We start from the raw sequence: 23638 nt of genomic DNA, 5'->3' as shown, positions 1-23638 counted from the left end.
GTGTTCAAAGTCCCTTTCTGGCGGCCATGGGTGCCTGCGGTGGCGGACCGACTCAGATGTCGAGGAAACGGACGTCCTTGGCGTTGCGCTGGATGAACGAGCGCCGCGACTCCACGTCCTCGCCCATGAGGATCGAGAAGAGGTCGTCGGCGGCGGCGGCGTCGTCGATGGTCACCTGGCGCAGCACGCGCAGCTCGGAGTCCATCGTCGTCACGCGCAGCTCCTCGGCGTTCATCTCGCCGAGGCCCTTGAAGCGCTGCACCGAGTCGTCCCTGATCCGCTTGCCCTGCTCGCGGCCGAGGGTGATGAGCTGGTCGCGCTCACGGTCGGAGTAGGCGTACTCGTGATCGTCCCGGGACCACTTGATCTTGTAGAGCGGCGGCGCGGACAGGTACACGTGCCCGGCCTCGACCAGCGGACGCATGAAGCGGAAGAGGAGCGTCAGCAGCAGGGTGTTGATGTGCTGGCCGTCGACGTCGGCGTCCGCCATCAAGATGATCTTGTGATAGCGGAGCTTCTCGATGTCGAAGTCCTCGTGGATGCCGGTACCGAAGGCCGAGATCAGCGCCTGCACCTCGGTGTTCTGCAGCACCTTGTCGATGCGGGCCTTCTCCACGTTCAGGATCTTGCCGCGGATGGGCAGGATGGCCTGGTACTGCGGGTCGCGTCCGGACTTCGCGGAACCACCGGCCGAGTCACCCTCGACGATGAAGATCTCGCACTTGCTCGCGTCGTTGGACTGGCAGTCCGAGAGCTTGCCCGGCAGGGACGCCGTCTCCAGCAGCCCCTTGCGACGGGTGAGGTCCCGGGCCTTCCGGGCGGCGACGCGGGCGGTGGCGGCCTGGATGCTCTTGCGGATGATGTCCGCCGCCTCGTTGGGGTTGCGGTCGAACCAGTCCGTGACGTGCTCGTGGACGATCTTCTGGACGAACGTCTTCGCCTCGGTGTTGCCCAGCTTCGTCTTCGTCTGACCCTCGAACTGCGGCTCGCCGAGCTTCACGGAGATGATCGCCGTCAGGCCCTCGCGGATGTCCTCACCGGTGAGGTTGTCGTCCTTCTCGCGCAGCAGCTTCCGCTCCCGCGCGTAGCGGTTGACCAGACCGGTGAGCGCCGCGCGGAACCCCTCTTCGTGGGTGCCGCCCTCGTGGGTGTGGATCGTGTTGGCGAAGCTGTAGACGCCCTCGCTGTACTGCGTGTTCCACTGCATGGCGATCTCCGCCGACAGCATCCGCTCCTTGTCCTCCGTCTCGAAGTACACGACGGTCGGATGCACCGGCTCGCCCTTGCGGGAGTTCAGGTGCCGGACGAAGTCGGAGATGCCGCCCTCGTAGTGGAACGTGACGGAGCGCGGCTGGTCGTCGTCGGCGGAGTCCGTGGTGTCGGCACCGGCCGTCTGCTTGGCGGCGGCACGCTCGTCCGTCAGCGAGATCGTCAGCCCGCGGTTGAGGAACGCCATCTCCTGGAAACGGCGCGACAGGGTCTCGAACGAGTAGTCCGTCGTCTCGAAGATGTCGCCGTCGGCCCAGAAGGTGACGCTCGTCCCGGTCTCCTCGGTGGCCTCGTGCTGCTGCAGCGGAGCCGTGGGCACGCCCAGCTTGTAGTCCTGCGTCCACCGGTGCCCGTCCGTCTTGACCTCGACGGACACCCGTTGCGAGAGGGCGTTCACCACGGAGACGCCGACGCCGTGCAGACCACCGGAGACCGCGTAGCCACCGCCGCCGAACTTGCCGCCGGCGTGCAGCACGGTGAGGACGACCTCGAGGGCCGGCTTGTTCTCCGAGGGAACGATGCCCACCGGGATACCGCGTCCGTTGTCCACGACGCGGACGCCGCCGTCGGCGAGCAGCGTCACCGTGATGGTGTCCGCCCAGCCGGCCAATGCCTCGTCGACGGAGTTGTCGACCACCTCGTACACCAGATGGTGAAGACCGCGCTCGCCGGTCGAACCGATGTACATGCCCGGACGTTTGCGGACCGCGTCCAGGCCTTCCAGGACGGTGATCGCGCTCGCGTCGTACGACGGCTCGCCCAGGGATACGGGGTCGGCGGCGGTGTCCTCGGCGGGGGACGGGGGATTCTCGTTGGGGTTGCCGGAATCGGCCACGAAGCGCCCTTTCTGGCACAGCACACGTCGTCTCCCGTTACGACAGGAGCGACTGCGTCGTTCGGCTTGGTCCGCAGTACGGCGGGTGCTGCCAGTCTACCGGTAGCGCTGACATGAATGGGTGTTTGCTGCCGCCTGAGTCCCCATGTGCCGCCCTGAGGGAACGATGGCCGACTCCCCATATGCGACCGGGGGCTTCAGGAGGCTCACAGGGGCCCTCAGCGCTTCGGACTGTCAACCTCCGATTACCGTGACCGGGGTCACTCGCGAAGGGTGCTCGGCAGGGGTCACGGCGCGGTGTTTCACGTGAAACATGGCGGCGGAACGCTGCTCAACGGACCCGCAGCGGCCCGTGACGCGGACCGGGACCGCCGGGACCGAGGACCTTGATGAGGGTGACCGTGCCCTGCCCCAGGTCCTCGTTGAGCCGACGCACGAGCTGCGGGGCGAGGCGGCGCAGCTCCGTGGCCCACGCGGTGGAGTCACAGCGCACGTGCAGCACCCGGCTCTCCTCGTCGTACCGCTCCGGCCGACAGTGCTCGGCGTTCTTCTCCCCGACGATGTGATCCCACCGCCCCATCACGCCGCCCACCGCGATGGGCATCTCCCACCCTCGCTCGGTCTTCAGCCGCTCGATCGCCGCCCCCAGGGGCAGCGGGTCCCGACCGTCCCGACGCGCACCCGACCGCAGACCGCCACGCCGGACCGGGCGGCCCTGCCCCTGGGCCTCCCCGCGTGCGCGCGCCTGCTCCTTGGCCGCCCGCAGCGCAACCCGGGCCAGATCGACACCGGAGACCGGGGGCGTCGGCGCCTCAGGTGCGCCGCCGGCGCCATCCTCGGGCGACGCGGAGTCGGCGTCGGGAAGCCGACCCTCGTGCGGACCGGAGTCGCTCATGCCGGGGTCACCTCACCGTCGGCCACGGTGAACCGGGCCCCCGCGAGGGCGGCCGGCACGTCGTCATCCACGGCCGCCGTCACCAGGACCTGTTCCGCCGGGGCCACCAGCGCCGCCAGCCGCTCCCGCCGTCGGGCGTCCAGCTCGGCGAAGACGTCGTCCAGCACGAGCACCGGCTCGTTCCCCTCCGCCCGCAGCAGGTCGTAGGACGCCAGCCGCAGTGCGAGCGCGTAGGACCACGACTCCCCGTGGCTGGCGTACCCCTTGGCGGGCATCCGGCCCAGCTGAAGCAGCAGGTCGTCCCGGTGCGGGCCCACCAGAGTCACGCCGCGCTCGATCTCCTGCCGCCGGGCCTCCCCCAGCGCCACCAGCAGCCGCTCGTACAGCTCCTCCCGCGAGCCCTCGGCCACCGGGCAGCGGTACTCCAGCGCCAACGGCCCGCCGCCGGGAGCCAGTTCCTCGTAGGCCTTGTCCGCCAGCGGCTCCAGGTCCGCCACGAGCGCGAACCGCTGCGCCAGCAGCTCCGCACCGACGCGGGCCAGGTGCTGGTCCCACACGTCCAGGGTCGACAGGTCCAGCGACCGACCCCCGTGCCGACGGGCCATGGCCGCGGACTTCAGCAGTGTGTTGCGCTGCTTGAGGACGCGGTCGTAGTCCGACCGCACCCCAGCCATGCGGGGGGACCGGGCCGTGACCAGCTCGTCCAGGAAGCGGCGGCGCTCCCCCGGGTCGCCCTTGACGAGGCTCAGATCCTCCGGGGCGAACAGCACCGTCCGCACGATGCCCAGCACGTCGCGCGGGCGTACCTGCGAGGACCGGTTCAGACGAGCCCGGTTCGCGCGCCCCGGGTTGATCTCCAGCTCGACGAGCTGCTGTCGCTCCCCCTGCACCACCGAGGCCCGGACGACCGCCCGGTCCGCCCCCATGCGCACCAGCGGTGCGTCCGAGGCGACCCGGTGACTGCCGAGGGTGGCGAGATAACCGATCGCCTCGACGAGGTTGGTCTTGCCCTGCCCGTTCGGCCCGACGAACGCCGTCGTCCCCGGGCCGAGAGCGACCTCGGCCCGGGGGTAGGAACGGAAGTCTGCGAGGGAGAGGTGTGCGACGTGCATCAGCCGGGTGCCGGATCAGCCACCGACGGGCGGAGTGACGTCGGCACCCGGTGCGTCGGCCCCCAGGTGATCGCTCTTCGAGGTGACCGCGTGACCACCGAACTGGTTGCGCAGCGCGGCGATCATCTTCATCTGCGGCGAGTCGTCCTGACGCGAGGCGAAGCGGGCGAACAGCGAGGCCGTGATGGCCGGCAGCGGCACGGCGTGGTCGATGGCGGCCTCGACCGTCCACCGGCCCTCACCGGAGTCCTGCGCGAAGCCGCGCAGCCGCCCCAGGTGCTGGTCGTCGTCGAGCGCGTTCACGGCCAGGTCCAGCAGCCAGGAGCGGATCACGGTGCCCTGCTGCCAGGAGCGGAAGACCTCCCGGACGTCCGTCACCGAGTCGACGGCCTCCAGCAGCTCCCAGCCCTCGGCGAAGGCCTGCATCATGGCGTACTCGATGCCGTTGTGGACCATCTTGGCGAAGTGCCCGGCGCCGACCTTGCCCGCGTGCACCGAACCGAACTCGCCCTCGGGCTTGAGCGCGTCGAAGGCGGGCTGGACCTTCGCCACGTCCTCGGCGGAGCCGCCGTACATGAGGGCGTAGCCGTTCTCCAGGCCCCACACGCCCCCGGAGACGCCGCAGTCCACGAACCCGATGCCGCGCTCGGCCAGCTCGGCGGCGTGCTTCTCGTCGTCGGTCCACCGGGAGTTGCCGCCGTCCACGACGACGTCACCGGGGGAGAGGAGCTGCCCGAGTTCGTCGATCGTCGCCTGGGTGGGCTCCCCGGCGGGGACCATCACCCACACCACGCGCGGGCCCGGCAGGGCGTCCACCAGCTCTCGCAGGCTGTGGACGTCGGCCAGCTCGGGGTTCCGGTCGTATCCGATGACGGTGTGGCCGGCACGGCGCATGCGCTCGCGCATGTTGCCGCCCATCTTGCCGAGGCCGATGAGACCGAGCTCCATCTGTGGGCTCTCCTTGACGTTTCTCGCTGCGGGTACAGGCACGGTGCGGTGTGCCGGACACGAGCGTGCCGGGACACGCCCGTCCGGCTCCGAGCCTACGCCCGGAGCCCTGCCCGGCCGCCGGGTGCGGGGGTGGTCCGCGACGGGCTCAGCCGCTGAGCCGCACCGGCATGATCAGGTACTTGTACGCGTCGTCCGCCTCCGCGTCCACGGCCGGCCGGCCACCGAGCAGCGCCGGCTTCGTGGACGTCGTGAAGGACAGCTGGGCGACGGGGGAGTCGATCGCGCTCAGGCCCTCCAGCAGGAAGCCGGGGTTGAACGCGATGGAGATGTCGTCGCCCTCCAGCGTGCAGTCCACCCGCTCCACAGCCTGTGCGTCGTCGCTGGAACCGGCCTCGAGAGTGAGCACTCCCTGCTCGAAGCTCAGCCGGACCGGCGTGTTCCGCTCGGCGACCAGCGCCACGCGCTTGACGGCCTCGACGAACGGCGCCGTCACGATCGTCGCCACCGAGTTGAACTCCGTGGGGAACAGCGTGCGGTACTTCGGGAGGTCCCCCTCCAGCAGCCGGGTCGTCGTCCGACGGCCCGCGCCCTCGAAACCGATCAGACCCTCGCCCGCACCGGAGCCGGACAGGGCCAGCGTCACCTGGTCCCCGCTGCTGAGCGACTTCGCGGTGTCCAGCAGCGTCTTCGCGGGCACCAGCGCGACGGCCGACGCGTCCGGCGTCTCCGGCTTCCACAGGAACTCGCGGACGGCGAAGCGGTAGCGGTCGGTCGAGGCCAGGGTGACGGTGTCGCCCTCGATCTCGATGCGCACCCCGGTGAGGACCGGGAGGGTGTCGTCACGGCCGGCGGCGATGGCCACCTGGGAGACGGCGGCGGCGAAGACCTCGCCGGGGACGGTGCCCGTCGCCGACGGCATCTGCGGCAGCGACGGGTACTCCTCCACCGGCAGGGTGTGGAGGGTGAAGCGGGAGGAGCCGCAGAGCACCGTGACCCGTACACCGTCTGTGGAGATCTCCACCGGGCGGTTGGGCAGGGAGCGGCAGATGTCGGCCAGCAGCTTGCCGGAGACGAGGACGGTGCCTTCCTCCTCCACGTCGGCCTCGACCGAGACGCGTGCGGAGACCTCGTAGTCGAACCCCGACAGGCTGAGGAGCCCCTCCTCGGTCTTCAGCAGCAGGCCGGCGAGGACCGGCACCGGCGGACGGGCCGGAAGGCTCTTCGCCGCCCACGCCACCGCCTCCGCCAGGACATCGCGCTCTACCCGGATCTTCACCTTCAGCCGCCTCCTGCTGTTGCTGGTTGCCGGGGACCAGTCTGACGCACGTCGCTGACAGCTGAGGGCCGTCGGGGTCAACTCGTCGCAGGAGCGAGGGAGCGGCCGGGAGGCGAGTTGTGCACAGGACCCGCTTCGACACGAGTTCCCCGGCTTATCTCTGTGGTCGTAGTAGTAGGTGCTGTGGATTCCGGGGATAACTCCATCCCCGCAGGTCAGCACCCGGATTTTGTCCACGTGCCCTGTGGGCGCAGCGGTGGACGAAGAGGGGTGCGCTGTGGACGGGCGGAGGTTCTGCACACCCGGTGCACAGGCGGGGGGTACTTCCCCACAGCGGCGTCCCCAGGTTTACCCAGGTTCTCAACAACCTATTCCGACGGGTGCCTGTGACCGCTTTCACTCCGACCGGTGAGGAGGCGCGTCGTGTTGTCGAACAGTGGACAGGGGTGTGGAGAACCTGGGGACAACGTCCCTCTTCCTGTGGGCAGCCCGTGGACAACTCCGGACACCGGTTGACGTGCCCCTTTCCGTCCACAGCCTGTGGAGCCCGCGCGTGCACATTTCCCCACCCCCGCGACCTGCCACGACAGGCTCTCCGCCGCCCGCCCTGTGGACGTGATCGGGACAACCGGGCGGTCCCCAGGCTGTGGAAGCGACGTCACGCCCCGCGCTGTGGACGCGGCCACCGCATTCGAACACCGCCGACACACCTCAGCGGTGTCGGCGGTGCGGGGAGACGTCGGCGCAGGGCGCGGGACGAGGCCGGGAAGGCCGCAAGCGTGGCCGATACGGCCCTCGGGGGGCGATGACGGGAGGGGCGGGAAACGCCGGAGGACCGCCGCCCGCGCCGGGCAGCGGTCCTCAGCAGGAGCGGCTCAGCCGTTCTTGATCCGGTTCGTCAGCTCGGTGACCTGGTTGTAGATCGAGCGCCGCTCGGCCATGAGCGCGCGGATCTTGCGGTCGGCGTGCATGACGGTCGTGTGGTCCCGGCCGCCGAACTGCGCGCCGATCTTCGGCAGCGACAGGTCCGTCAGCTCCCGGCACAGGTACATGGCGATCTGCCGTGCCGTGACCAGGACACGGCTGCGCGAGGAGCCGCACAGGTCGTCCACGGTCAGACCGAAGTAGTCCGCGGTCGCCGCCATGATGTTGGCGGCCGTGATCTCCGGAGAGGCGTCCTCGCCCCCCGGAATGAGGTCCTTCAGGACGATCTCCGTCAGGCCGAGGTCGACGGGCTGACGGTTCAGGCTCGCGAAGGCCGTGACCCGGATCAGCGCCCCCTCCAGCTCACGGATGTTCCGTGAGATCCGCGAGGCGATGAACTCCAGCACCTCCGGCGGGGCGTTCAGCTGCTCCTGGACCGCCTTCTTCCGCAGGATCGCGATGCGCGTCTCCAGCTCCGGCGGCTGGACGTCGGTGATCAGCCCCCACTCGAAGCGGTTCCGCAGCCGGTCCTCCAGGGTGACGAGCTGTTTGGGCGGCCGGTCGCTGGAGAGGACGATCTGCTTGTTCGCGTTGTGCAGCGTGTTGAAGGTGTGGAAGAACTCCTCCTGCGTCGACTCCTTGCTCGCCAGGAACTGGATGTCGTCCACGAGGAGGATGTCCATGTCGCGGTACCGCTTGCGGAACGCGTCCGCCTTGCCGTCGCGGATGGAGTTGATGAACTCGTTGGTGAACTCCTCCGAGCTCACGTACCGCACCCGGGTCCCGGGGTAGAGGCTCCGGGCGTAGTGCCCGATGGCGTGCAGCAGGTGGGTCTTGCCCAGGCCGGACTCGCCGTAGATGAAGAGCGGGTTGTACGCCTTGGCCGGGGCCTCGGCCACCGCGACGGCCGCCGCGTGGGCGAAGCGGTTGGACGCGCCGATGACGAAGGTGTCGAAGAGGTACTTCGGGTTCAGCCGTGCCGTCGGTTCGCCGGGGCCCGTGGCCGGCGCGGGCTGGGCGGCCAGCGGCCCGGGGGCGCCGCTCGGTGCCGGAAGCTGCGGCGGCTCGTCGAACCGCTGCGGCGGTGGCTGGTGCTGCTCGTAGCCGGGCTGACCGCCGCGCACGCCGTAGCCGCGCTGCTGCGGCGGATACGGATCGCGGGGCGGGGCCCAGCTGTCGGTGTCCGTCTGGCGGGGCCAGGCGCCGGGCTGCGGCCGGCCGGGCTGCGGCGCGTGCGGATAGTTGGGGTACGCGGGGCGGACGGCGGGCAGCTCCCGCGTCTCCTCGTAGCGGGCCGGCTCCTCGTAGCGCTGGTCGTCGTACCGCGTCTCCTCGTAGCGGGCCGGCTCCTCGTAACGCCGCTCGTCGTACCGCGAGTCGTCGTAGCGGGCCGGCTCCTCGTACCGGGGCCCCTCGTCGTAGCGGGGCCTCTCCTCGTACCGGGGCGCGTCGTCATACCGCGAGTGGGGCGTGCGCTGCTCGGGGAGGGGCGCGCTGCCGGGGCCGGGCCCCGCGGCGCCCTGCGGCGGGGCGGGCCCCGGATCGGGAGCGGGCCCGGTGACGGTGATCGCGAGCCGGATCGGCTGCTGGCACTCCCGGCTGAGGGCGTCGCCGATCAGCGGGGCGAGGCGGCCTTCGAGAACCCCCTTGGCGTACTCGTTCGGCACGCCGAGCAGGGCGGTGCCGGAGACCAGTACCAGCGGCTGGCAGTCCCGCAGCCACCGCTGGTCCTTGGGCTCGATGCCCTGACTCTCACTGAGGAGATGCTCGAGAACGTGTGGCCACACTGCGGCAAGATCAGCAGGTACGTCAGCCACAGGGCACGCTCTCTCACTCGCTGGGGACACTTTCCGCGAAAGTGTGGCTCTTGGGACGGCCGGGAGGAATCGGAGTCCGGCCACGGTAGTCGGCCCTGCTGGCGCGGCTCAAGTTGTTGTCCACAGGGTGTGCACAACTGTGCCATGCGCGTGGGGCTGCTTCTCCCCACCGGGCGCGGGCTGCGCGTCGAACGGCCGCCTCCGCAGGCTGCGTGGCGGGGTCCGGTCCTCCGCGCGGTCCCGGTTTGACCGGATGCCACGGCCGCGCGTACCGTAACCAGGTCGAGTTGTCGATGGCTGCTGCCGCCTGCCTCCGATGGGCACGAGCCCGACGGTCCGGTCCCGGGCCCAGGGTGAAGAAGCGGTGCACTCGGGCGTTGCGAGCTACTCGTGGGCGCACGGTGACAGCCAGTCGACGCCCCACAGCGTCTCCCTGAGACACAAGGATTTCTGGAGCCCCCGAGTGAGCAAGCGCACCTTCCAGCCGAACAACCGCCGCCGCGCGAAGACCCACGGCTTCCGGCTGCGCATGCGGACCCGCGCCGGCCGCGCCATCGTCGCGAACCGGCGCAGCAAGGGCCGCGCCCGCCTGTCGGCCTGAGCCACGGCGCAGGTCCATGACGTGCTGCCTACCGAGCACCGGCTGAGGCGGCGCGAGGACTTCGCGGCCGCGGTACGGCGAGGACGGCGGGCCGGTCGCCCGCTACTCGTCGTTCATCTGCGCAGTGGAACGGACCCGCACGGGACGGGGGACAACGCTCCCCCGCCGCGTGCGGGTTTCGTCGTGAGTCGAGCCGTGGGGAACGCGGTCGTGCGTAACCGTGTGAAGCGGCGCCTGCGCCATCTGATGGGCGAACGGCTGCCGCAGCTGCCCCCCGGTAGCCTGGTGGTTGTACGGGCGTTGCCCGACGCGGGTGACGCGGGTCATGACTCGCTCGCCCGGGATCTCGACTCCGCGCTGCAGCGGCTGCTTGGAGGGCCGCCGACGTGAAGTACCCGCTCCTGTGGCTGATCAAGCTGTACCAGTGGACCATCAGTCCGATGCTCGGGCCGGTGTGCCGCTACTACCCGTCGTGCTCGCACTACGGGTACGAGGCCATTCGTCGGCACGGTGCGGTGAAGGGAACGGCACTGACCGCCTGGCGCATCCTGCGCTGCAACCCCTGGTCGCCCGGTGGTGTCGACCATGTTCCTGCCCGGAAGCACCCGGTCTGGCATCAGCGGCTCCGGAGCCGCTGGCAGCATCGGACCCAGTCCCACGCCCAAGGAGCCTGATTCGTGGACACGATCCTCGGTCCTCTCTATACCGCTGTTTCCTGGATCATCGTCCAGTTCCACTCGCTGTTCAGCCTGGTCTTCGACGAGGACAGCGGCTGGGCCTGGGGTCTGTCCATCGTCTTCCTGGTGGTGCTGATCCGCATCGCGCTGATCCCGCTCTTCGTGAAGCAGATCAAGGCGACGCGGAACATGCAGGCGCTGCAGCCGAGAATGAAGGCGATCCAGGAGCGCTACAAGAGCGACAAGCAGCGTCAGTCCGAAGAGATGATGAAGCTGTACAAGGAGACGGGCACCAACCCGCTCTCCAGCTGCCTTCCCATCCTGGCGCAGTCCCCGTTCTTCCTGGCCCTCTTCCAGGTGCTGAACAAGATCGCGAACGACCAAGAGGTCGGCGTGCTCGACGAGGGCCTGGTGGAGAGCGCGCGGAACGCGTCGATCTTCGGTGCCCCGATCGCGGCGAAGTTCATGGACAGCGCCGCCACGATCGACGAACTCGGCGCGACACTGCTGGACGTCCGGGTCGTCACCGTCATCATGATCGTCATGATGTCGCTGTCGCAGTTCTACACGCAGCGCCAGCTGATGACGAAGAACGTCGACCTCACGGTCAAGACGCCGTTCATGCAGCAGCAGAAGCTGCTCATGTACATCTTCCCGATCATGTTCGCGGTCTTCGGCATCAACTTCCCCGTGGGTGTTCTCGTCTACTGGCTCACCACCAACGTGTGGACGCTCGGCCAGCAGATGTACATCATCAAGCGCAACCCGACGCCGGGCTCCCTCGCCTACAAGCAGCGTCAGGAGAAGCTGCGGGCCAAGGGCAAGATCAAGGACGACCCGGTGGAGGTCGCGGCCAAGGAGGCCGTCGAGCAGGCCCGGGCCAACCGGACCCAGCCCAAGCGGCAGCCGAAGTCCAAGCGGCAGAACGCCGCGACCGGCACTGCTCCGGCCAAGGCGGCGGAGGGTGAGCAGAGCCAGGCCAAGACCGGTCAGGCCAAGGCGGCACCGAGCAAGCCGGGCCGGCCGCAGCAGAACAAGAAGAAGCCCCAGTCCGCGAAGTCGAAGAAGTGAGAGGGAGTCCATCAGTGACGGACACCACCGAAGCCGCTGAGGGCACCGACACCCTTTCCCACCTGGAGCAGGAGGGAGAGATCGCGGCCGATTACCTGGAGGGTCTGCTCGACATCGCGGACCTCGACGGCGACATCGACATGGACGTCGAGGGCGACCGTGCCGCTGTGTCGATCATCAGCGACAGCAACAGTCGTGACCTGCAGAAGCTGGTCGGCCGGGACGGTGAGGTGCTGGAGGCCCTCCAGGAGCTGACCCGCCTGGCCGTGCACCGGGAGACCGGCGACCGCAGCCGTCTCATGCTGGACATCGCCGGCTTCCGGGCGCGCAAGCGCGCCGAGCTGACGGAGCTGGCCGGCGAGGCTGCGGAGAAGGCGCAGAACAGCGGCGAGCCGGTGAAGCTGAAGCCGATGTCGCCCTTCGAGCGCAAGGTCGTCCACGATGCCGTGAAGGCGGCAGGGCTGCGCAGCGAGTCCGAGGGTGAGGAACCGCAGCGCTGCGTGGTCGTCCTGCCGTGACGGGCGAGAACGGTGACACGGGCGGACGAGGTGGTGACACCGAGCCCGTCGGAGCGCAGGAGCTCGCCCAGCCGCCGGAGAAGGCGGAGGTCGTGTTCGGCGACCGCCTGCCCGATGCCATTCGCTACGCGGAACTGCTGGCCGACGCCGGGGTGCGCCGAGGGCTGATCGGCCCTCGCGAGGTGCCCCGGCTGTGGGGGCGCCATCTGCTGAACTGCGCGGTGCTCTCCGAAATCGTTCCGGACGGCGTGACGGTCTGCGACGTCGGCTCGGGGGCGGGGCTGCCGGGCATTCCGCTCGCTCTCGTGCGGCCGGATCTGCGGATCACGCTGCTGGAGCCGCTGCTACGACGGACCACGTTCCTCCAGGAAGCGGTGGAACTCCTCGGTCTCGACCATGTGACGGTGGTCCGCGGCCGTGCCGAGGAGGTCCTGGGCACGCTTGAGCCCGTGCACGTCGTCACCGCGCGGGCTGTGGCTCCCCTGGACCGGCTCGCCGGATGGGGGGTGCCCCTGTTGCGCCCCTACGGGGAGATGCTGGCCCTGAAGGGGGACACGGCAGAGCAGGAGCTGACCGGGGCGCGGTCAGCGCTGCAGAAGCTCGGTGTGGTGCGGACCTCCGTGGTCCAGGTCGGTACCAGCGTGGTGGAACCGCCCTCGACCGTGGTGCGGGCCGAAGTCGGGGAGAGTCCCGGGGGCGTGCGCTTCGCGGCCAAGCGGGCCAAGGCGGCTCGTGCGGGACGCGCTGGTCGTCGCCGTCGCTGACGTTCGTGACGCCCGTGCGGCGTCACGGAGGGGGCCGTGACGCGCCTTACTCCATAAAAGCGGCAAAGCTGCCCATTGCGGAGTGTCTACGGATCCACTGCCTGGGTCGAGTGCATCGTGTTTCACGTGAAACGCCGCTCCCTTCTGCATGGAATCATCAGTCGGGGTCGTGCTGCTGCAGAGCCCCACGACCGAAAGCAGCGCGCCCCCAGCCGCGACACGTTGTCCACAACCGGCGAGTTGTCCACAGAACCGCGGGGCTCAGTGGTTCCCCGCTCCTCAGGCATGGCAGGCTTTGACTCTGCGAAGGTGCCTTTCGAGGAGAGTGAACCGTTGCGGTCCGACGCTGATACCGCGGGACCGATGGCCGATCCGGTCCCTGGTCCCCGCGCTGAACTGGCGGACGTTTCACGTGAAACACGTGAGACGCTGCCTCCCATGGACGACACCCCCATCGGCCGAGCCGCACAGCAGGCGGTCGAGGCGATGCACCGCGCCGGCGAAGGACTTCCCAGGCCCGAGCAGACGCGCGTGATGGTGGTCGCCAACCAGAAGGGCGGGGTCGGCAAGACCACCACCACGGTGAACCTTGCGGCCTCTCTGGCTCTCCACGGTGCACGGGTCCTGGTCGTCGACCTGGACCCGCAGGGGAACGCCTCCACGGCATTGGGTATCGATCACCACGCGGAAGTGCCTTCGATCTACGACGTCCTCGTGGAGAGCAAGCCACTGTCCGAGGTGGTCCAGCCGGTGCGGGACGTCGAGGGTCTGTTCTGCGCGCCTGCCACGATCGATCTCGCCGGTGCGGAGATCGAGCTCGTGTCGTTGGTCGCGCGGGAAAGCAGACTCCAGCGGGCGATCTCCGCCTACGAGCAGCCGCTGGACTACATCCTGATCGACTGCCCGCCCTCGCTCGGGCTGCTCACCGTCAACGCACTGGTGGCCAGCACCGAGGTCCTCATCCCGATCCAGTGCGAGTACTACGCGCTGGAGGGCCTCGGCCAACTCCTGCGGAACGTGGACCTCGTCAAGGGTCACCTGAACCCCGCGCTGCACGTTTCCACCATCCTGCTGACGATGTACGACGGGCGGACGCGGCTGGCCTCGCAGGTCGCCGACGAGGTGCGCGGACACTTCCACAACGAGGTGCTGCGCACGAACATCCCGCGTTCCGTCCGCATCTCCGAGGCACCGAGCTACGGCCAGACGGTGCTCACGTACGACCCGGGCTCCAGCGGTGCGCTCTCCTACCTGGAGGCGGCCCGGGAGATCGCTCTGCGCAACGCTGAGGCGCACCAGAACCACCAGCACAGTACGGCGGAGGGGAATCAGTGACCGAACGACGAAGGGGCCTGGGACGCGGTCTCGCCGCGCTGATCCCTGAAGCCCCGAAGAGCCAGGACGACCACAACGGCCCGGTACCCACCATCGGGATCAACGGCACGACGTCTCCCACCGCGGTGCCGGTCATCTCCTCCGAGCGCGGTGTAGCGGCTGCGGCCGTCACGGCCCTTCCGGACGGTGCAGGCCCGGAGCCGTCGTCCGGCGAGGTGGAGCGGCCCACAGCCGAAGCCCAGGGATCGGCTCTCGCGGAGGTGGCGGGAGCGCACTTCGCCGAGGTGCCGCTGGAGGCGATCACCCCGAACCCACGGCAGCCCCGCGAGGTCTTCGACGAGGACGCCTTGGCGGAGCTGGTCACGTCCATCAAGGAGGTGGGCCTGCTCCAGCCGGTCGTCGTCCGTCAGACCGGACCGGAGCGTTACGAGCTCATCATGGGCGAGCGCCGGTGGCGCGCCTGTGGCGAGGCCGGGCTCGACCGCATTCCCGCTATCGTCCGGGCGACCGGCGACGATCAGCTGCTCCTGGACGCACTCCTGGAGAACCTGCACCGCGCACAGCTGAATCCTTTGGAAGAGGCAGCGGCGTATGACCAGCTGCTGAAGGACTTCAACTGTACGCACGACCAGCTCGCCGACCGGATCGGTCGCTCGCGTCCTCAGGTGTCCAACACCCTGCGCCTGCTGCGTCTGTCGCCGTCCGTGCAGCGCAGGGTGGCCGCCGGAGTGCTCTCCGCCGGACACGCTCGGGCCCTGCTGTCCGTGGATGACTCCGAGGAGCAGGACCGACTCGCTCACCGCATCGTGGCCGAGGGGTTGTCGGTGCGGGCGGTCGAAGAGATCGTGACCCTGATGAGCGACAAGCCCGGTCGTTCGAGCAAGGCCAAGGGGCCCCGAGCGGGCAAGCGTGTCTCCCCCGCCCTCGACCACCTCTCCAGCCGCCTTTCCGATCGGTTCGAGACGCGGGTGAAGGTGGATCTGGGGCAGAAGAAGGGCAAGATCGTCGTGGAGTTCGCCTCGATAGACGATCTGGAGCGCATCCTTGCCCAGCTTGCTCCTGGAGAGGGAAAGGTCTTGGAACAGCGGCTCTCCGCAGAAGCCGAGCAGGACGCACCGCAGCAGCGGACGTAGGCTCCGCCCCACGCACGCCGCGACTCCTTCGCGCCGTCGGGGGAGGCAGCGGACCGAATTGACGCCCCATGGATACGATGAATCCATGGGGCGTCAACTCGTTCCGCTCACCTTGGACAACCTGTCGGATCTGCCGTCGGCCTGCCGTCGCTGTGTTCATTGGGAGCTCGATCCCGTCAGGGCCGGGCATGCGGAGCGGGCAGGCACGGCAAAGGCGGAGAAGGAGGCATGGGTCTCCTCGGTTCTCCTGGAGTGGGGCTCCTGCGGTCGCGTGGTCTATGTGGACGAGCAGCCGGTGGGCTTCGTGATGTACGCGCCGCCCGCCTACGTCCCTCGGACCACGGCCTTTCCGACCGGTCCTGTTTCCCCGGACGCGGTCCAACTGATCACGGCAGCCCTCCTGCCCGCCTTCCGAGGCCAGGGGTTGGGGCGTGTCATGGTGCAGACGGTGGCCAAGGACGTGCTGCGTCGCCGGTTCAAGGCGATCGAGGCCATCGCTGACGCACGTGGAGCCGAAAGCCGCTGCCTGCTGCCCGCCGAGCACCTGCGAGCGGTGGGCTTCAAGACGGTGCGACACCACGTCCGGTACCCCAGGTTGCGGCTGGAACTGCGGTCCACGCTTTCCTGGAAGGAGGATGTCGAGCGGGCCCTCGACCAGCTGCTCGGTGCGGTGCAGAAGGACCCTGTGCTCCGTCCGCTGTGACAGCGACAGGGATGAGAAAACGGCCCGGCCTCCTCATGGGGCCGAGCCGTTTCACGTGAAACCTTGTACCGGGTGTCAGCCGATGAAGTCGGACAGCTCCTTCTCCAGCGCCGCCTTCGGCTTTGCGCCGACGATCGTCTTGACCACGTCGCCGCCCTGGTAGACGTTCATCGTCGGGATGGACATGATCCCGTACTTGGCGGCCGTCTCCGGGTTCTCGTCGATGTTCAGCTTGACGACCTTGATCTTCTCCGCCTGCTCCTCGGAGATGGCCTCCAGGGAAGGGGCGATCTGACGGCACGGCCCGCACCACGCGGCCCAGAAGTCGACGAGCACGGGCTTGTCGCTCTTGAGCACGACCGACTCGAAGTCGGCGTCAGTGACGGTCTGGGTGGCCATGGAGTCTCCTCAGTGTTGTCCGTACGGGGAAAGCTGGATGGTCTGTGTCAGGCGGTGGCTGCGGCGTGTTCGGCTTCGATGGCCTTCTCCGGTTCGGCGGGTTGGGTGTCGGAGAGGGCGGCGAGGTGGCGTTCGGCGTCGAGGGCGGCGGAGCAGCCGGTGCCTGCGGCGGTGATGGCTTGGCGGTAGGTGTGGTCGACGACGTCGCCGGCGGCGAAGACGCCGGGGATGTTGGTGCGGGTGGAGGGGGCGTCGACCAGGAGGTAGCCCTCGTCGTCGAGGTCGAGGACGTCGGTGAAGAGTTCGGTGCGGGGGTCGTGGCCGATGGCGACGAAGAGGCCGGTGACGGGGAGTTCGGCGGTGTCGCCGTTCTTGGTGGAGCGCAGGGTGAGGCTGGAGAGTTTGCCGTCGGTGGCGTGGATCGTCTGGACCTCGCTGTCCCAGGCGAAGCGGATCTTGGGGTCGGCGAAGGCGCGGTCCTGCATGGCCTTGGAGGCGCGCAGGGTGTCGCGGCGGTGGACGACGGTGACGGTTTTGGCGAAGCGGGAGAGGAAGGTGGCTTCTTCCATGGCGGTGTCGCCGCCGCCGACGACGGCGATGTCCTGGTCGCGGAAGAAGAAGCCGTCGCAGGTGGCGCAGTAGGAGACGCCGCGTCCGGAGAGTTCGTCCTCCTGGGGGAGGCCGAGGCGGCGGTGCTGGGAGCCGGTGGCGATGATGACGGTGCGGGCGCGGTGGACGGTGCCGGCGGAGTCGGTGACGGTCTTGATGTCGGCCTTGAGGTCGACGGCGGTGACGTCGTCGGGGATGAGTTCGGCGCCGAAGCGTTCGGCCTGGCCGCGCATCTGGTCCATGAGTTCGGGGCCCATGATGCCGGTGGCGAAGCCGGGGAAGTTCTCGACCTCGGTGGTGTTCATCAGGGCGCCGCCGGCGGTGACCGAGCCTTCGAAGATCAGGGGCTTCAGGGACGCGCGCGCGGTGTAGAGGGCCGCGGTGTAACCGGCGGGCCCGGAGCCGATGATGATCACATTGCGAACGTCACTCACAGGTGTCTTCCTTCTGTTGGCCGACGGCTTCCGGTTCCGAGTGGGGGTCTCACCCCGCCCAACGGATACTACGGGCCGCACATTCCCGCCGGTTCTCACCGGGCGGGCGGGCCGGCTCCCGTGCCGGAGTCAGGAACGCTCGACGGTGCGGAAGGCCAACTGTCGGCCCTCCCCCTGGGGGGCCTGGGTGACACAGCTCGCATCGACCACATAGGCGTCGACACGGCTCTCGTCACCAGGGTGCGGAAGCACGACCAGGTAGGCCGCAGTGCCCTGGTAGCTGTCCTCACCCAGGGCGATCGGCTGCTCGGCCCGGCCCACAGCGCGCTCGACGCAGGGCGGGACGGCAGGGGCGGTCTCCGCGGTGAAGGGAAGGTTGGGGTCTCCCTGGGCGCTCGGTCCGTCGGGCGTCGCCGGGTCCTGGTCGGGACGCGGGGCCGGGGACGTGGTCGGCGCTGCGAGGAGGGCATGAACCTGGTCTTCCAACCGATCGTGTCCGGCCGCCTCCTCCTGGGGCTTCGCCACGCTCGGTGGGTCGTTCGTGCTGTCACTCGTGAGGGCCCCGGACGCGAGCACCCCACCGAGGGCCGCGACAGCCAGGGCACCGGCCGCGCTGAGCAGTGCCGTGCGGCGGCGGGCCCAGGGGCGACGCCGTGGCCGGGGGCGGCCGGGCCCGGTCGCAGCTGCCGAGGTGCTGGAAGGGCGTCGTGTTTCACGTGAAACATGAGCCCTGGGATCTGTGGAGGGCCCCGGGAGACGCGTGGTGGGCCGGGCCGACTGCGCAGCCTCGGCGGCCAGGGCGGCCTCGATCCGGCCGACGACGTCCTCCGGCATCGGCTCCGCGGCGTTCAGCTCACGGAGATCTCCCTGGAGCGCGGCCAGGGTGTCGCGGACCTCGGCGCAGCGTCGGCACCGCTGGACGTGGTCCCGCACCCGAGCGGAGTGCTCGGGGGCCAGCAGGCCCTCGGCCAGGTCAGCGATGTCCTCGACCTCGGGATGGTCGTTCCGGTCGGGTGTCGCGAAAGACGCGGTCATGCTGCTCCACCTCCGCCCTTCACGGCTCCACTTCCTCTGACCCCTTGTGGCGGTGGGACGGATGCCCCGCCCGTCCGGTTCCGTCCTGGTGCCGAGGCGGTGCCGCCGTCCGGTGGGCCGCCGTCCGGCCGCAGGTGCCCGACGAGGGGGAGGAGTCGGGCCCGGCCACGGGCGCAGCGACTCTTGACGGTACCGACGGCCACATCGAGGATCTGGGCCGCCTCCGCGACGGGATACCCCTGCATGTCCACGAGCACCAGAGCGGCCCGCTGATCGGCCGGGAGCCGGCTCAGCGCGGCGATGAGCTGGCGGTGCACGTCCGAGCGCTCCGCAGGCGCCTCGGCGGACTCCTCCGGCTCCATCAACCGGTCCAGACGCTCGGTGTCGTCGGTCAGGGAGGTCCGCCGCGAAGCGGCCTTCCGCGCACGGTCGAGGCAGGCGTTGACGGTGATGCGATGCAGCCAGGTCGTCACTGCGGAGCGGCCACGGAAGGTCTCGGCCCGGCGGTACGCCGACACCAGGGCGTCCTGAACGGCGTCGGCCGCCTCCTCGCGGTCCCCGAGTGTGCGCAGCGCCACGGCCCACAGCCGGTCGCGGTGGCGGCGTACGAGCTCGCCGAAGGCCTCCGGGTCGCCGGCCACGTGGCGGGCCAGCAGCTCGTGGTCGTCGAGCGGCTCGGGGGCGTCACCGCGCCGGGTGCGCCCCATGGCGTTCTCGCCCACCGCAGGGCCCTCCCTCAGCCTGGGTACGGATCCGGATCAGCTCCGTATGCCGATCTCCGTGATCCGGCCACGGTATTCGCCGTCCTCGGTGAGCGGTAGCTCCGTGAGCCAGACCAGCACGTACCGCGTCTTGATCGGCTTCTTCGCCTCCAGGGCGACCTCGGACCCACGGCCGCTGCTGACCATGCTGAAATCGTGCAGCGAGTCCGGCTCACCGCTCGATGAGGATGGTGCGGCGAGGAAGTCGACGGCCGTCTCTCCCCGGAACCGGACGTCGAGTGTGTTCACCTGCTGCACGGAGCCGAGGTCCAGGATGAGCCCCACTCCCGGCTTGAGGTTCCCGAACTGCGCGCTGGCGTAGTACAGGGTCTGCCAGTAGCTGCCCTCGTCGCCGTCGAAGGCCAGGGCCGCGTCCTTGGCGCTCTCACGGCCCACGCCGCCGGGATCGAGGATGCGGGCCGACTCGATGCTGACCGGCTCCCCGGTCTCCGGCTTCTCGGCCGGGGAGTCCTTGCTCTGCTCCTCCGCGTCGTCCTCGTTCTGCTGCGTCGTGTCCGTTCCGCGGTCACCACGCAGCAACGTGTCGGCGACCTGCCAGCTGCCCAGGCTCAGGGCGGCGACCAGGAGCGCCGCAACCCCCCACTTGAGGGCCTTGCCGGTCCGGCCGCCGGGCAGCGCGGGCGGCGCGTCGGCGACCAGCCCGGGGCGGGCCCCGGGCCCGACGGGTCCGCGGTCCGCCGCCAGAACGCCCTGCTGGTAGGTGGTCCGCTCGTACGGTGCCGGATGCACGAAGTCCGGCTCCGGGGGACGGATGCGTGGCAGCTCGGCGACGGCCGCCACCAGCTCCGCGGGCGTCGTGCACGGCGGGTTCTCGCTGGAGGCCGTTGCCCCGTCGTTGACCAGAGCACGCATGGCCAGCTCCGACAGCCCTCGGTGAACGCCCGCGCGGACCTGGTCGGGAGGCATCAGGGTGCCGCCGGCAAGCTGGGTGGCGGCGCTCAGCCCGTAGGCGTCCTCCTCGTACGGCCAGAGCCGGGTGAGGGCGGCGTAGAGCAGCGCGCCGATGGCCTCCGTGTCGGAGCGCTGCGGGGTGTCCGAGGAGATGCCGCGCAGCGCCGCGTTCACCGCGAGGCCGCGGATGCGGTACTGGCCGGTCACGGTGCGCAGCACGGCGCCCGGGGTGAGCCGGAGGTGTGCGAGTCCCTCGCGGTGGGCCGCCGCCAAGGCCCCGGCGAGGTGCCGCACCAGCTCGTAGGCCTCGTGGGCGGGCAGCGGACCGGCGGCGAGAAGCGCCGTCAGTGGCGTCGCGTCCGGGAGCCACTCGTGGACGACGTAGACCAGCTCGCCATCCTCGACGGCATCCAGGACCTGGACGAAGCGGGGGTCGCCCAGGAGCGCGGCGGAGCGGGCGGCGGCCAGGACGGGACGGACGCGCCGGTGGTCGGCCGGTAGCACGTGGACGCCCACGGCTCGGCGCAGCTTCTCGTCCACGGCACGCCAGCTGCTGAAGCCGTCGAGCCGGGTGACGCACTCCTCCAGGCGGTAGCGCTTGGCGAGCTTGTGGCCGCTGTGCAGCTCGGGAGGTGGCGGGCTCGGCCGGGTGGCTCGGGCGGGCGCTGCGGGCGTCCGCCCAGGATCGTCCGAGGAGGCGGTGCCGTCGTCGGGGGAGGCCGAAGCAGGTGGCGAAGCGGCGTCCTCGCGGGGCGCCGTGTCCTCGGTGCTGTCGGCGGCAGCGGCGTCTGCCTCCCGGTCCTCGTGCTGGGGCGTGGCACCGTCGGCCGCGGTGTCCTCGGCGGTGTCGGTGCGTGGCGTCTTCTCGCCACCGCCCTGACCGCCCGAGTGCCCCACGTCGACGGCAGCTGTGCTCCGTTCCGCCACCGTCGCTCCTGCCTCCCCGTCCGTTCCGTCCCGTACCGGCCCGATGTGCCCGGTACATCGGGCGGGCCGGGACCGGCCACAGCCAATTGTGCCCGCCCTCCCCCGTGGCGCACGACACGGGAGGGCGGTTGGGGTGGTATCAGCGACCGAGTTTGGCGCGGACCATGCCGATCATCGCGGTCATTTCCTGGATCCGGAGTCGCTTCGCCATCAGGACGAAGAGCACCGCCATGACGAGCGATCCTGCGACGAGCGCGCTCAGCCCGCCCATGAAGCCGTCACCGAGCGTCCGCACGATGCCGTAGGCGGCCGCGCCACCCGCGAGGGTGCCCGGAACGCTGGCGAGCCCGAGCCGGGCGTAGGTGCGGGCGATGCGGGAGCCGTCGAGGTCGCCGTCGAGCTTGGCGCGCAGTCGGCGCCAGGCCACGGCGACGCCGATGACGTAGGCCAGGCCATAGGTGGCGGCCATGCCCGCGACCGCGTACCGGCCGGGCAGCAGCAGGTAGCAGAGACCGGCGCCCGCCGCGTTGCCGATCGCGACGATGACGGTGTTGTAGAAGGGCGTGCGCGTGTCCTCGTAGGCGTAGAACGCCCGCAACACGATGTACTGCACGGAGTAGGGAATGAGCCCGAGGCCGAACGCCATGAGGATCAGGCCCATCGACGTCGCCGGGTCGGAACCCACCGACGCGTAGAGCACGAGGCACATCGGCACGCCCAGGGCCAGGAACGCGAAGGCGATCGGCACGATGGCGACCGCCGAGGTGCGCAGGCCGTGCGAGAGGTCGTCACGGACGGCGTCCCGGTCCTCGTCATGGGCCGAGCGGGAGAGCCTGGGCAGCAGCGCGGCCATGACGGAGACGGTGATGATGGCCTGCGGCATCTGCCAGATGAGCAGGGCGTTCTGGTAGCCGAGGATGCCGGCGCCGTCGTTGCCTCCGGCCGCCGCCTCGGCCCCCGCCGCAGTGGCGAGCTGCGTGACGACCAGGAGGCCGGCCTGGTTGGCGAGCACGAAGAAGAACGTCCATTTGGCCAGCTTGGCGGCCTTGCCGAGACCCTGCCCCTTCCAGTCGAAGCGGGGCCGGAAGCGGAAGCCCGCGGCCCGGAGGTAGGGCAGCATCGCCAGGGCCTGGACCACCAACCCGAGCAGGGTCCCGACGCCGAGGAGCCGGATGCCCTCGGGCGGGATGCTCCCGACGCCGAGGCCTGAGCTCTCCGCGCTGCCGTAGACCCAGATGAACGAGCCGAACGTGAAGATGATGACGAGGTTGTTGAGGACCGGCGTCCACATCATGGCGCCGAACCGGCCGCGGGCGTTGAGGATCTGCCCCATGACGACGTGCACGCCCATGAAGAAGATCGTCGGTAGGCAGTAGCGTGCGAACGTCACGGCCACGTTGTTCGCGTCGGGGCGGTCCGCGATGGACACCGAGAGCATGCGTACCAGCAGCGGCGCGGCCAGGAAGGTGAGCAGCGTCAGACCGGCGAGGATCACCATCACGAGCGTGAGCAGCCGACTGGCGTACGCTTCCCCGCCGTCCTCGTCGTTCTTCATGGCCCGGACGAGCTGCGGCACGAAGACGGAGTTGAGGCCGCCGCCGATCGACAGCATGTAGACCATGGTGGGCAGCGTGTACGCGACCGTGTAGGCATCGCCGAGGAGAGCTGCGCCGAGGGCGGCGGTGATCACGAGCGTGCGGACGAAGCCGGTGATGCGGGACACGAGGGTGCCTGCGGCCATCACCGCGCTGGACTTCAGCAGTCCGCCGCCGCCGCGGCGGCCGCCGGGCTTGGCGGGAGCGGGCCGTGCCGCGTCACCGGTCGGGGCGTCCTGCGGGGGCGCCGTGGTCGCGGTGGGCGGGGCACCGGGAGCGGGCGGGGAAAGCGGAGCCTCGTGCTGCGGGACGGCGCCCGCCGGCGCCTGGTGGTGCGGTGCCCGTGGCGGCTCTCCGTACTCGCCGTACTGCGCGTACTCGGGGCTCTGCGCGTACCCGGGGTGCTGCGGTGCCCCCCCGCTCCCGTACGGCGCCTGGTGGGCGTACGGGGCGCCGGGCGGCTGCGGTCCGCGGTTCGAGGCCGGTTGCTGCCGGTCCTGGCCCTCGTACGGCACCCCGTACGGCGGCCCGGCCTGTGCGGAGGCAGGGGAGGAGCCGGGGTGGCCGTACGGGTGCTGCGGCGGCTGCTGCGGAATCTGCTGCTGATCCCGGAAGAGGTGCGCGAAGGCGTCCTCGGGCCGCTCGCGGGGGACGGCGCCGTGGCGGTCGTCATGGTCGGGCGCCCGGGTGATCAGCTCGTCCACACCGGTGTACTGGACGCGCGCCGCCTCGTCGGCGTAGGGCAGATGCCGGGAGGGCCCGTCGGGCTCGGGCGCGGGGGGTGTGGCCCACCGGCGGGGATCCGGTGCGTGGGGTGGAGCCTGCGGCGGCTGGTAGAGCGTCTCCGGCGCGGGGGGCGGGGGTGGCGGGGGGTGCTCGGCACGGTCGTACAGTGCCTCGTCCACCGGGTCCTGCGAGGCGAGGTCGCGGTTGCGGTAGGGGTCGGCGGCATAGGCGTCCTGCACGTACGCGTCGTGTCCCTCCTCGCCCGGTGCGGCCGGTCCCCGCTCACCGCCCTCGCGGTCGTACGGCACATTCACTGCGTACCCCACCTCATCAGTCGCGCCGGCGTTCGGCCCGGTACC

20 protein-coding genes and 1 pseudogene are annotated in these 23638 nt (G+C 70.2%); 9 read left to right on the top strand and 12 right to left on the bottom strand.

Annotated elements, in window-relative coordinates:
- Positions 1-52: 52 nt before the first annotated feature.
- The 6 genes and pseudogenes from gyrB to dnaA form a co-directional block, all read right to left on the bottom strand.
- Complete coding sequence (gyrB, locus tag V6D49_RS12815; RefSeq protein WP_340559661.1) at positions 53-2128, bottom strand: DNA topoisomerase (ATP-hydrolyzing) subunit B; 2076 nt, start codon at positions 2126-2128, stop codon at positions 53-55.
- A 307-nt stretch (positions 2129-2435) separates the two neighbouring features.
- Entirely contained in the window at positions 2436-2999 is a 564-nt protein-coding gene (locus V6D49_RS12810) for a DUF721 domain-containing protein (RefSeq protein ID WP_340559660.1), read from the bottom strand.
- On the bottom strand, positions 2996-4111 hold the full coding sequence (recF, locus tag V6D49_RS12805; RefSeq protein WP_340559659.1) for a DNA replication/repair protein RecF: 1116 nt from the start codon (positions 4109-4111) through the stop codon (positions 2996-2998). The genes V6D49_RS12810 and recF overlap by 4 nt, the downstream gene beginning before the upstream one ends.
- A 15-nt stretch (positions 4112-4126) precedes the next feature.
- The gene (gene gnd / locus V6D49_RS12800; RefSeq protein WP_340559658.1) at positions 4127-5101 is read right to left on the bottom strand and encodes a phosphogluconate dehydrogenase (NAD(+)-dependent, decarboxylating); all 975 of its coding nucleotides are present in this window, start codon (positions 5099-5101) and stop codon (positions 4127-4129) included.
- A gap of 106 nt (positions 5102-5207) precedes the next feature.
- On the bottom strand, positions 5208-6338 hold the full coding sequence (gene dnaN, locus V6D49_RS12795) for a DNA polymerase III subunit beta (protein WP_340559657.1): 1131 nt from the start codon (positions 6336-6338) through the stop codon (positions 5208-5210).
- Between the two features lie 875 nt (positions 6339-7213).
- Positions 7214-8770 (bottom strand): annotated as a pseudogene (gene dnaA, locus V6D49_RS12790) (chromosomal replication initiator protein DnaA); the annotation flags it as partial.
- Between the two features lie 772 nt (positions 8771-9542).
- Between dnaA and rpmH the strand changes: the two are divergent.
- The 9 genes from rpmH to V6D49_RS12745 all read left to right on the top strand — a co-directional run bounded on the left by rpmH (position 9543) and on the right by V6D49_RS12745 (position 15881).
- Positions 9543-9680: a 50S ribosomal protein L34 gene (rpmH, locus tag V6D49_RS12785; protein WP_016906158.1), complete on the top strand. Its 138-nt coding sequence runs from the start codon at positions 9543-9545 to the stop codon at positions 9678-9680.
- Positions 9681-9701: 21 nt separating this feature from the next.
- On the top strand, positions 9702-10070 hold the full coding sequence (rnpA, locus tag V6D49_RS12780; RefSeq protein WP_340559654.1) for a ribonuclease P protein component: 369 nt from the start codon (positions 9702-9704) through the stop codon (positions 10068-10070).
- Positions 10067-10354 (top strand): membrane protein insertion efficiency factor YidD, encoded by a 288-nt coding sequence (yidD, locus tag V6D49_RS12775; RefSeq protein WP_191211626.1) that lies wholly within the window; start codon positions 10067-10069, stop codon positions 10352-10354. Before rnpA ends, yidD begins: the two co-directional genes overlap by 4 nt.
- A gap of 3 nt (positions 10355-10357) precedes the next feature.
- Complete coding sequence (gene yidC / locus V6D49_RS12770; RefSeq protein ID WP_340559653.1) at positions 10358-11428, top strand: membrane protein insertase YidC; 1071 nt, start codon at positions 10358-10360, stop codon at positions 11426-11428.
- 14 nt (positions 11429-11442) lie between these two features.
- Positions 11443-11946 carry a Jag family protein gene (locus V6D49_RS12765; protein ID WP_340559652.1) on the top strand — a complete coding sequence of 168 codons (504 nt, stop codon included), beginning with the start codon at positions 11443-11445 and terminating at the stop codon, positions 11944-11946.
- The gene (gene rsmG / locus V6D49_RS12760) at positions 11943-12710 is read left to right on the top strand and encodes a 16S rRNA (guanine(527)-N(7))-methyltransferase RsmG (protein WP_445330515.1); all 768 of its coding nucleotides are present in this window, start codon (positions 11943-11945) and stop codon (positions 12708-12710) included. The genes V6D49_RS12765 and rsmG overlap by 4 nt, the downstream gene beginning before the upstream one ends.
- A gap of 285 nt (positions 12711-12995) precedes the next feature.
- Positions 12996-14045, top strand: coding sequence for an AAA family ATPase (locus tag V6D49_RS12755; RefSeq protein ID WP_224755405.1), 1050 nt, complete (start codon positions 12996-12998; stop codon positions 14043-14045).
- Positions 14042-15178 carry a ParB/RepB/Spo0J family partition protein gene (locus tag V6D49_RS12750; RefSeq protein WP_340559651.1) on the top strand — a complete coding sequence of 379 codons (1137 nt, stop codon included), beginning with the start codon at positions 14042-14044 and terminating at the stop codon, positions 15176-15178. The genes V6D49_RS12755 and V6D49_RS12750 overlap by 4 nt, the downstream gene beginning before the upstream one ends.
- 85 nt (positions 15179-15263) lie before the next feature.
- Positions 15264-15881 carry a GNAT family N-acetyltransferase gene (locus V6D49_RS12745; RefSeq protein WP_340559650.1) on the top strand — a complete coding sequence of 206 codons (618 nt, stop codon included), beginning with the start codon at positions 15264-15266 and terminating at the stop codon, positions 15879-15881.
- A gap of 75 nt (positions 15882-15956) precedes the next feature.
- Here the strand turns inward: V6D49_RS12745 and trxA are convergent, their stop codons facing one another.
- The 6 genes from trxA to murJ all read right to left on the bottom strand — a co-directional run bounded on the left by trxA (position 15957) and on the right by murJ (position 23593).
- A complete protein-coding gene (gene trxA, locus V6D49_RS12740) occupies positions 15957-16280 on the bottom strand; it encodes a thioredoxin (protein ID WP_340559649.1) in 324 nt (107 codons plus the stop codon).
- A gap of 47 nt (positions 16281-16327) precedes the next feature.
- Positions 16328-17323: a thioredoxin-disulfide reductase gene (trxB, locus tag V6D49_RS12735; RefSeq protein WP_340559648.1), complete on the bottom strand. Its 996-nt coding sequence runs from the start codon at positions 17321-17323 to the stop codon at positions 16328-16330.
- Between the two features lie 129 nt (positions 17324-17452).
- The gene (locus tag V6D49_RS12730; protein WP_340559646.1) at positions 17453-18358 is read right to left on the bottom strand and encodes a hypothetical protein; all 906 of its coding nucleotides are present in this window, start codon (positions 18356-18358) and stop codon (positions 17453-17455) included.
- Positions 18355-19065: an RNA polymerase sigma factor SigM gene (gene sigM, locus V6D49_RS12725; RefSeq protein WP_340563937.1), complete on the bottom strand. Its 711-nt coding sequence runs from the start codon at positions 19063-19065 to the stop codon at positions 18355-18357. The genes V6D49_RS12730 and sigM overlap by 4 nt, the downstream gene beginning before the upstream one ends.
- Positions 19066-19116: 51 nt before the next feature.
- Positions 19117-20958 (bottom strand): protein kinase family protein, encoded by a 1842-nt coding sequence (locus tag V6D49_RS12720; protein WP_340559644.1) that lies wholly within the window; start codon positions 20956-20958, stop codon positions 19117-19119.
- A gap of 139 nt (positions 20959-21097) precedes the next feature.
- Entirely contained in the window at positions 21098-23593 is a 2496-nt protein-coding gene (gene murJ / locus V6D49_RS12715; protein ID WP_445330514.1) for a murein biosynthesis integral membrane protein MurJ, read from the bottom strand.
- Positions 23594-23638 lie beyond the last annotated feature (45 nt).

It is taken from the genome of Streptomyces sp. GSL17-111 (assembly GCF_037911585.1).
Classification (GTDB): domain Bacteria; phylum Actinomycetota; class Actinomycetes; order Streptomycetales; family Streptomycetaceae; genus Streptomyces.
The sequence above is the reverse complement of the archived record's forward strand: the minus strand, read 5'-3'. Positions and strand labels throughout refer to the sequence as shown.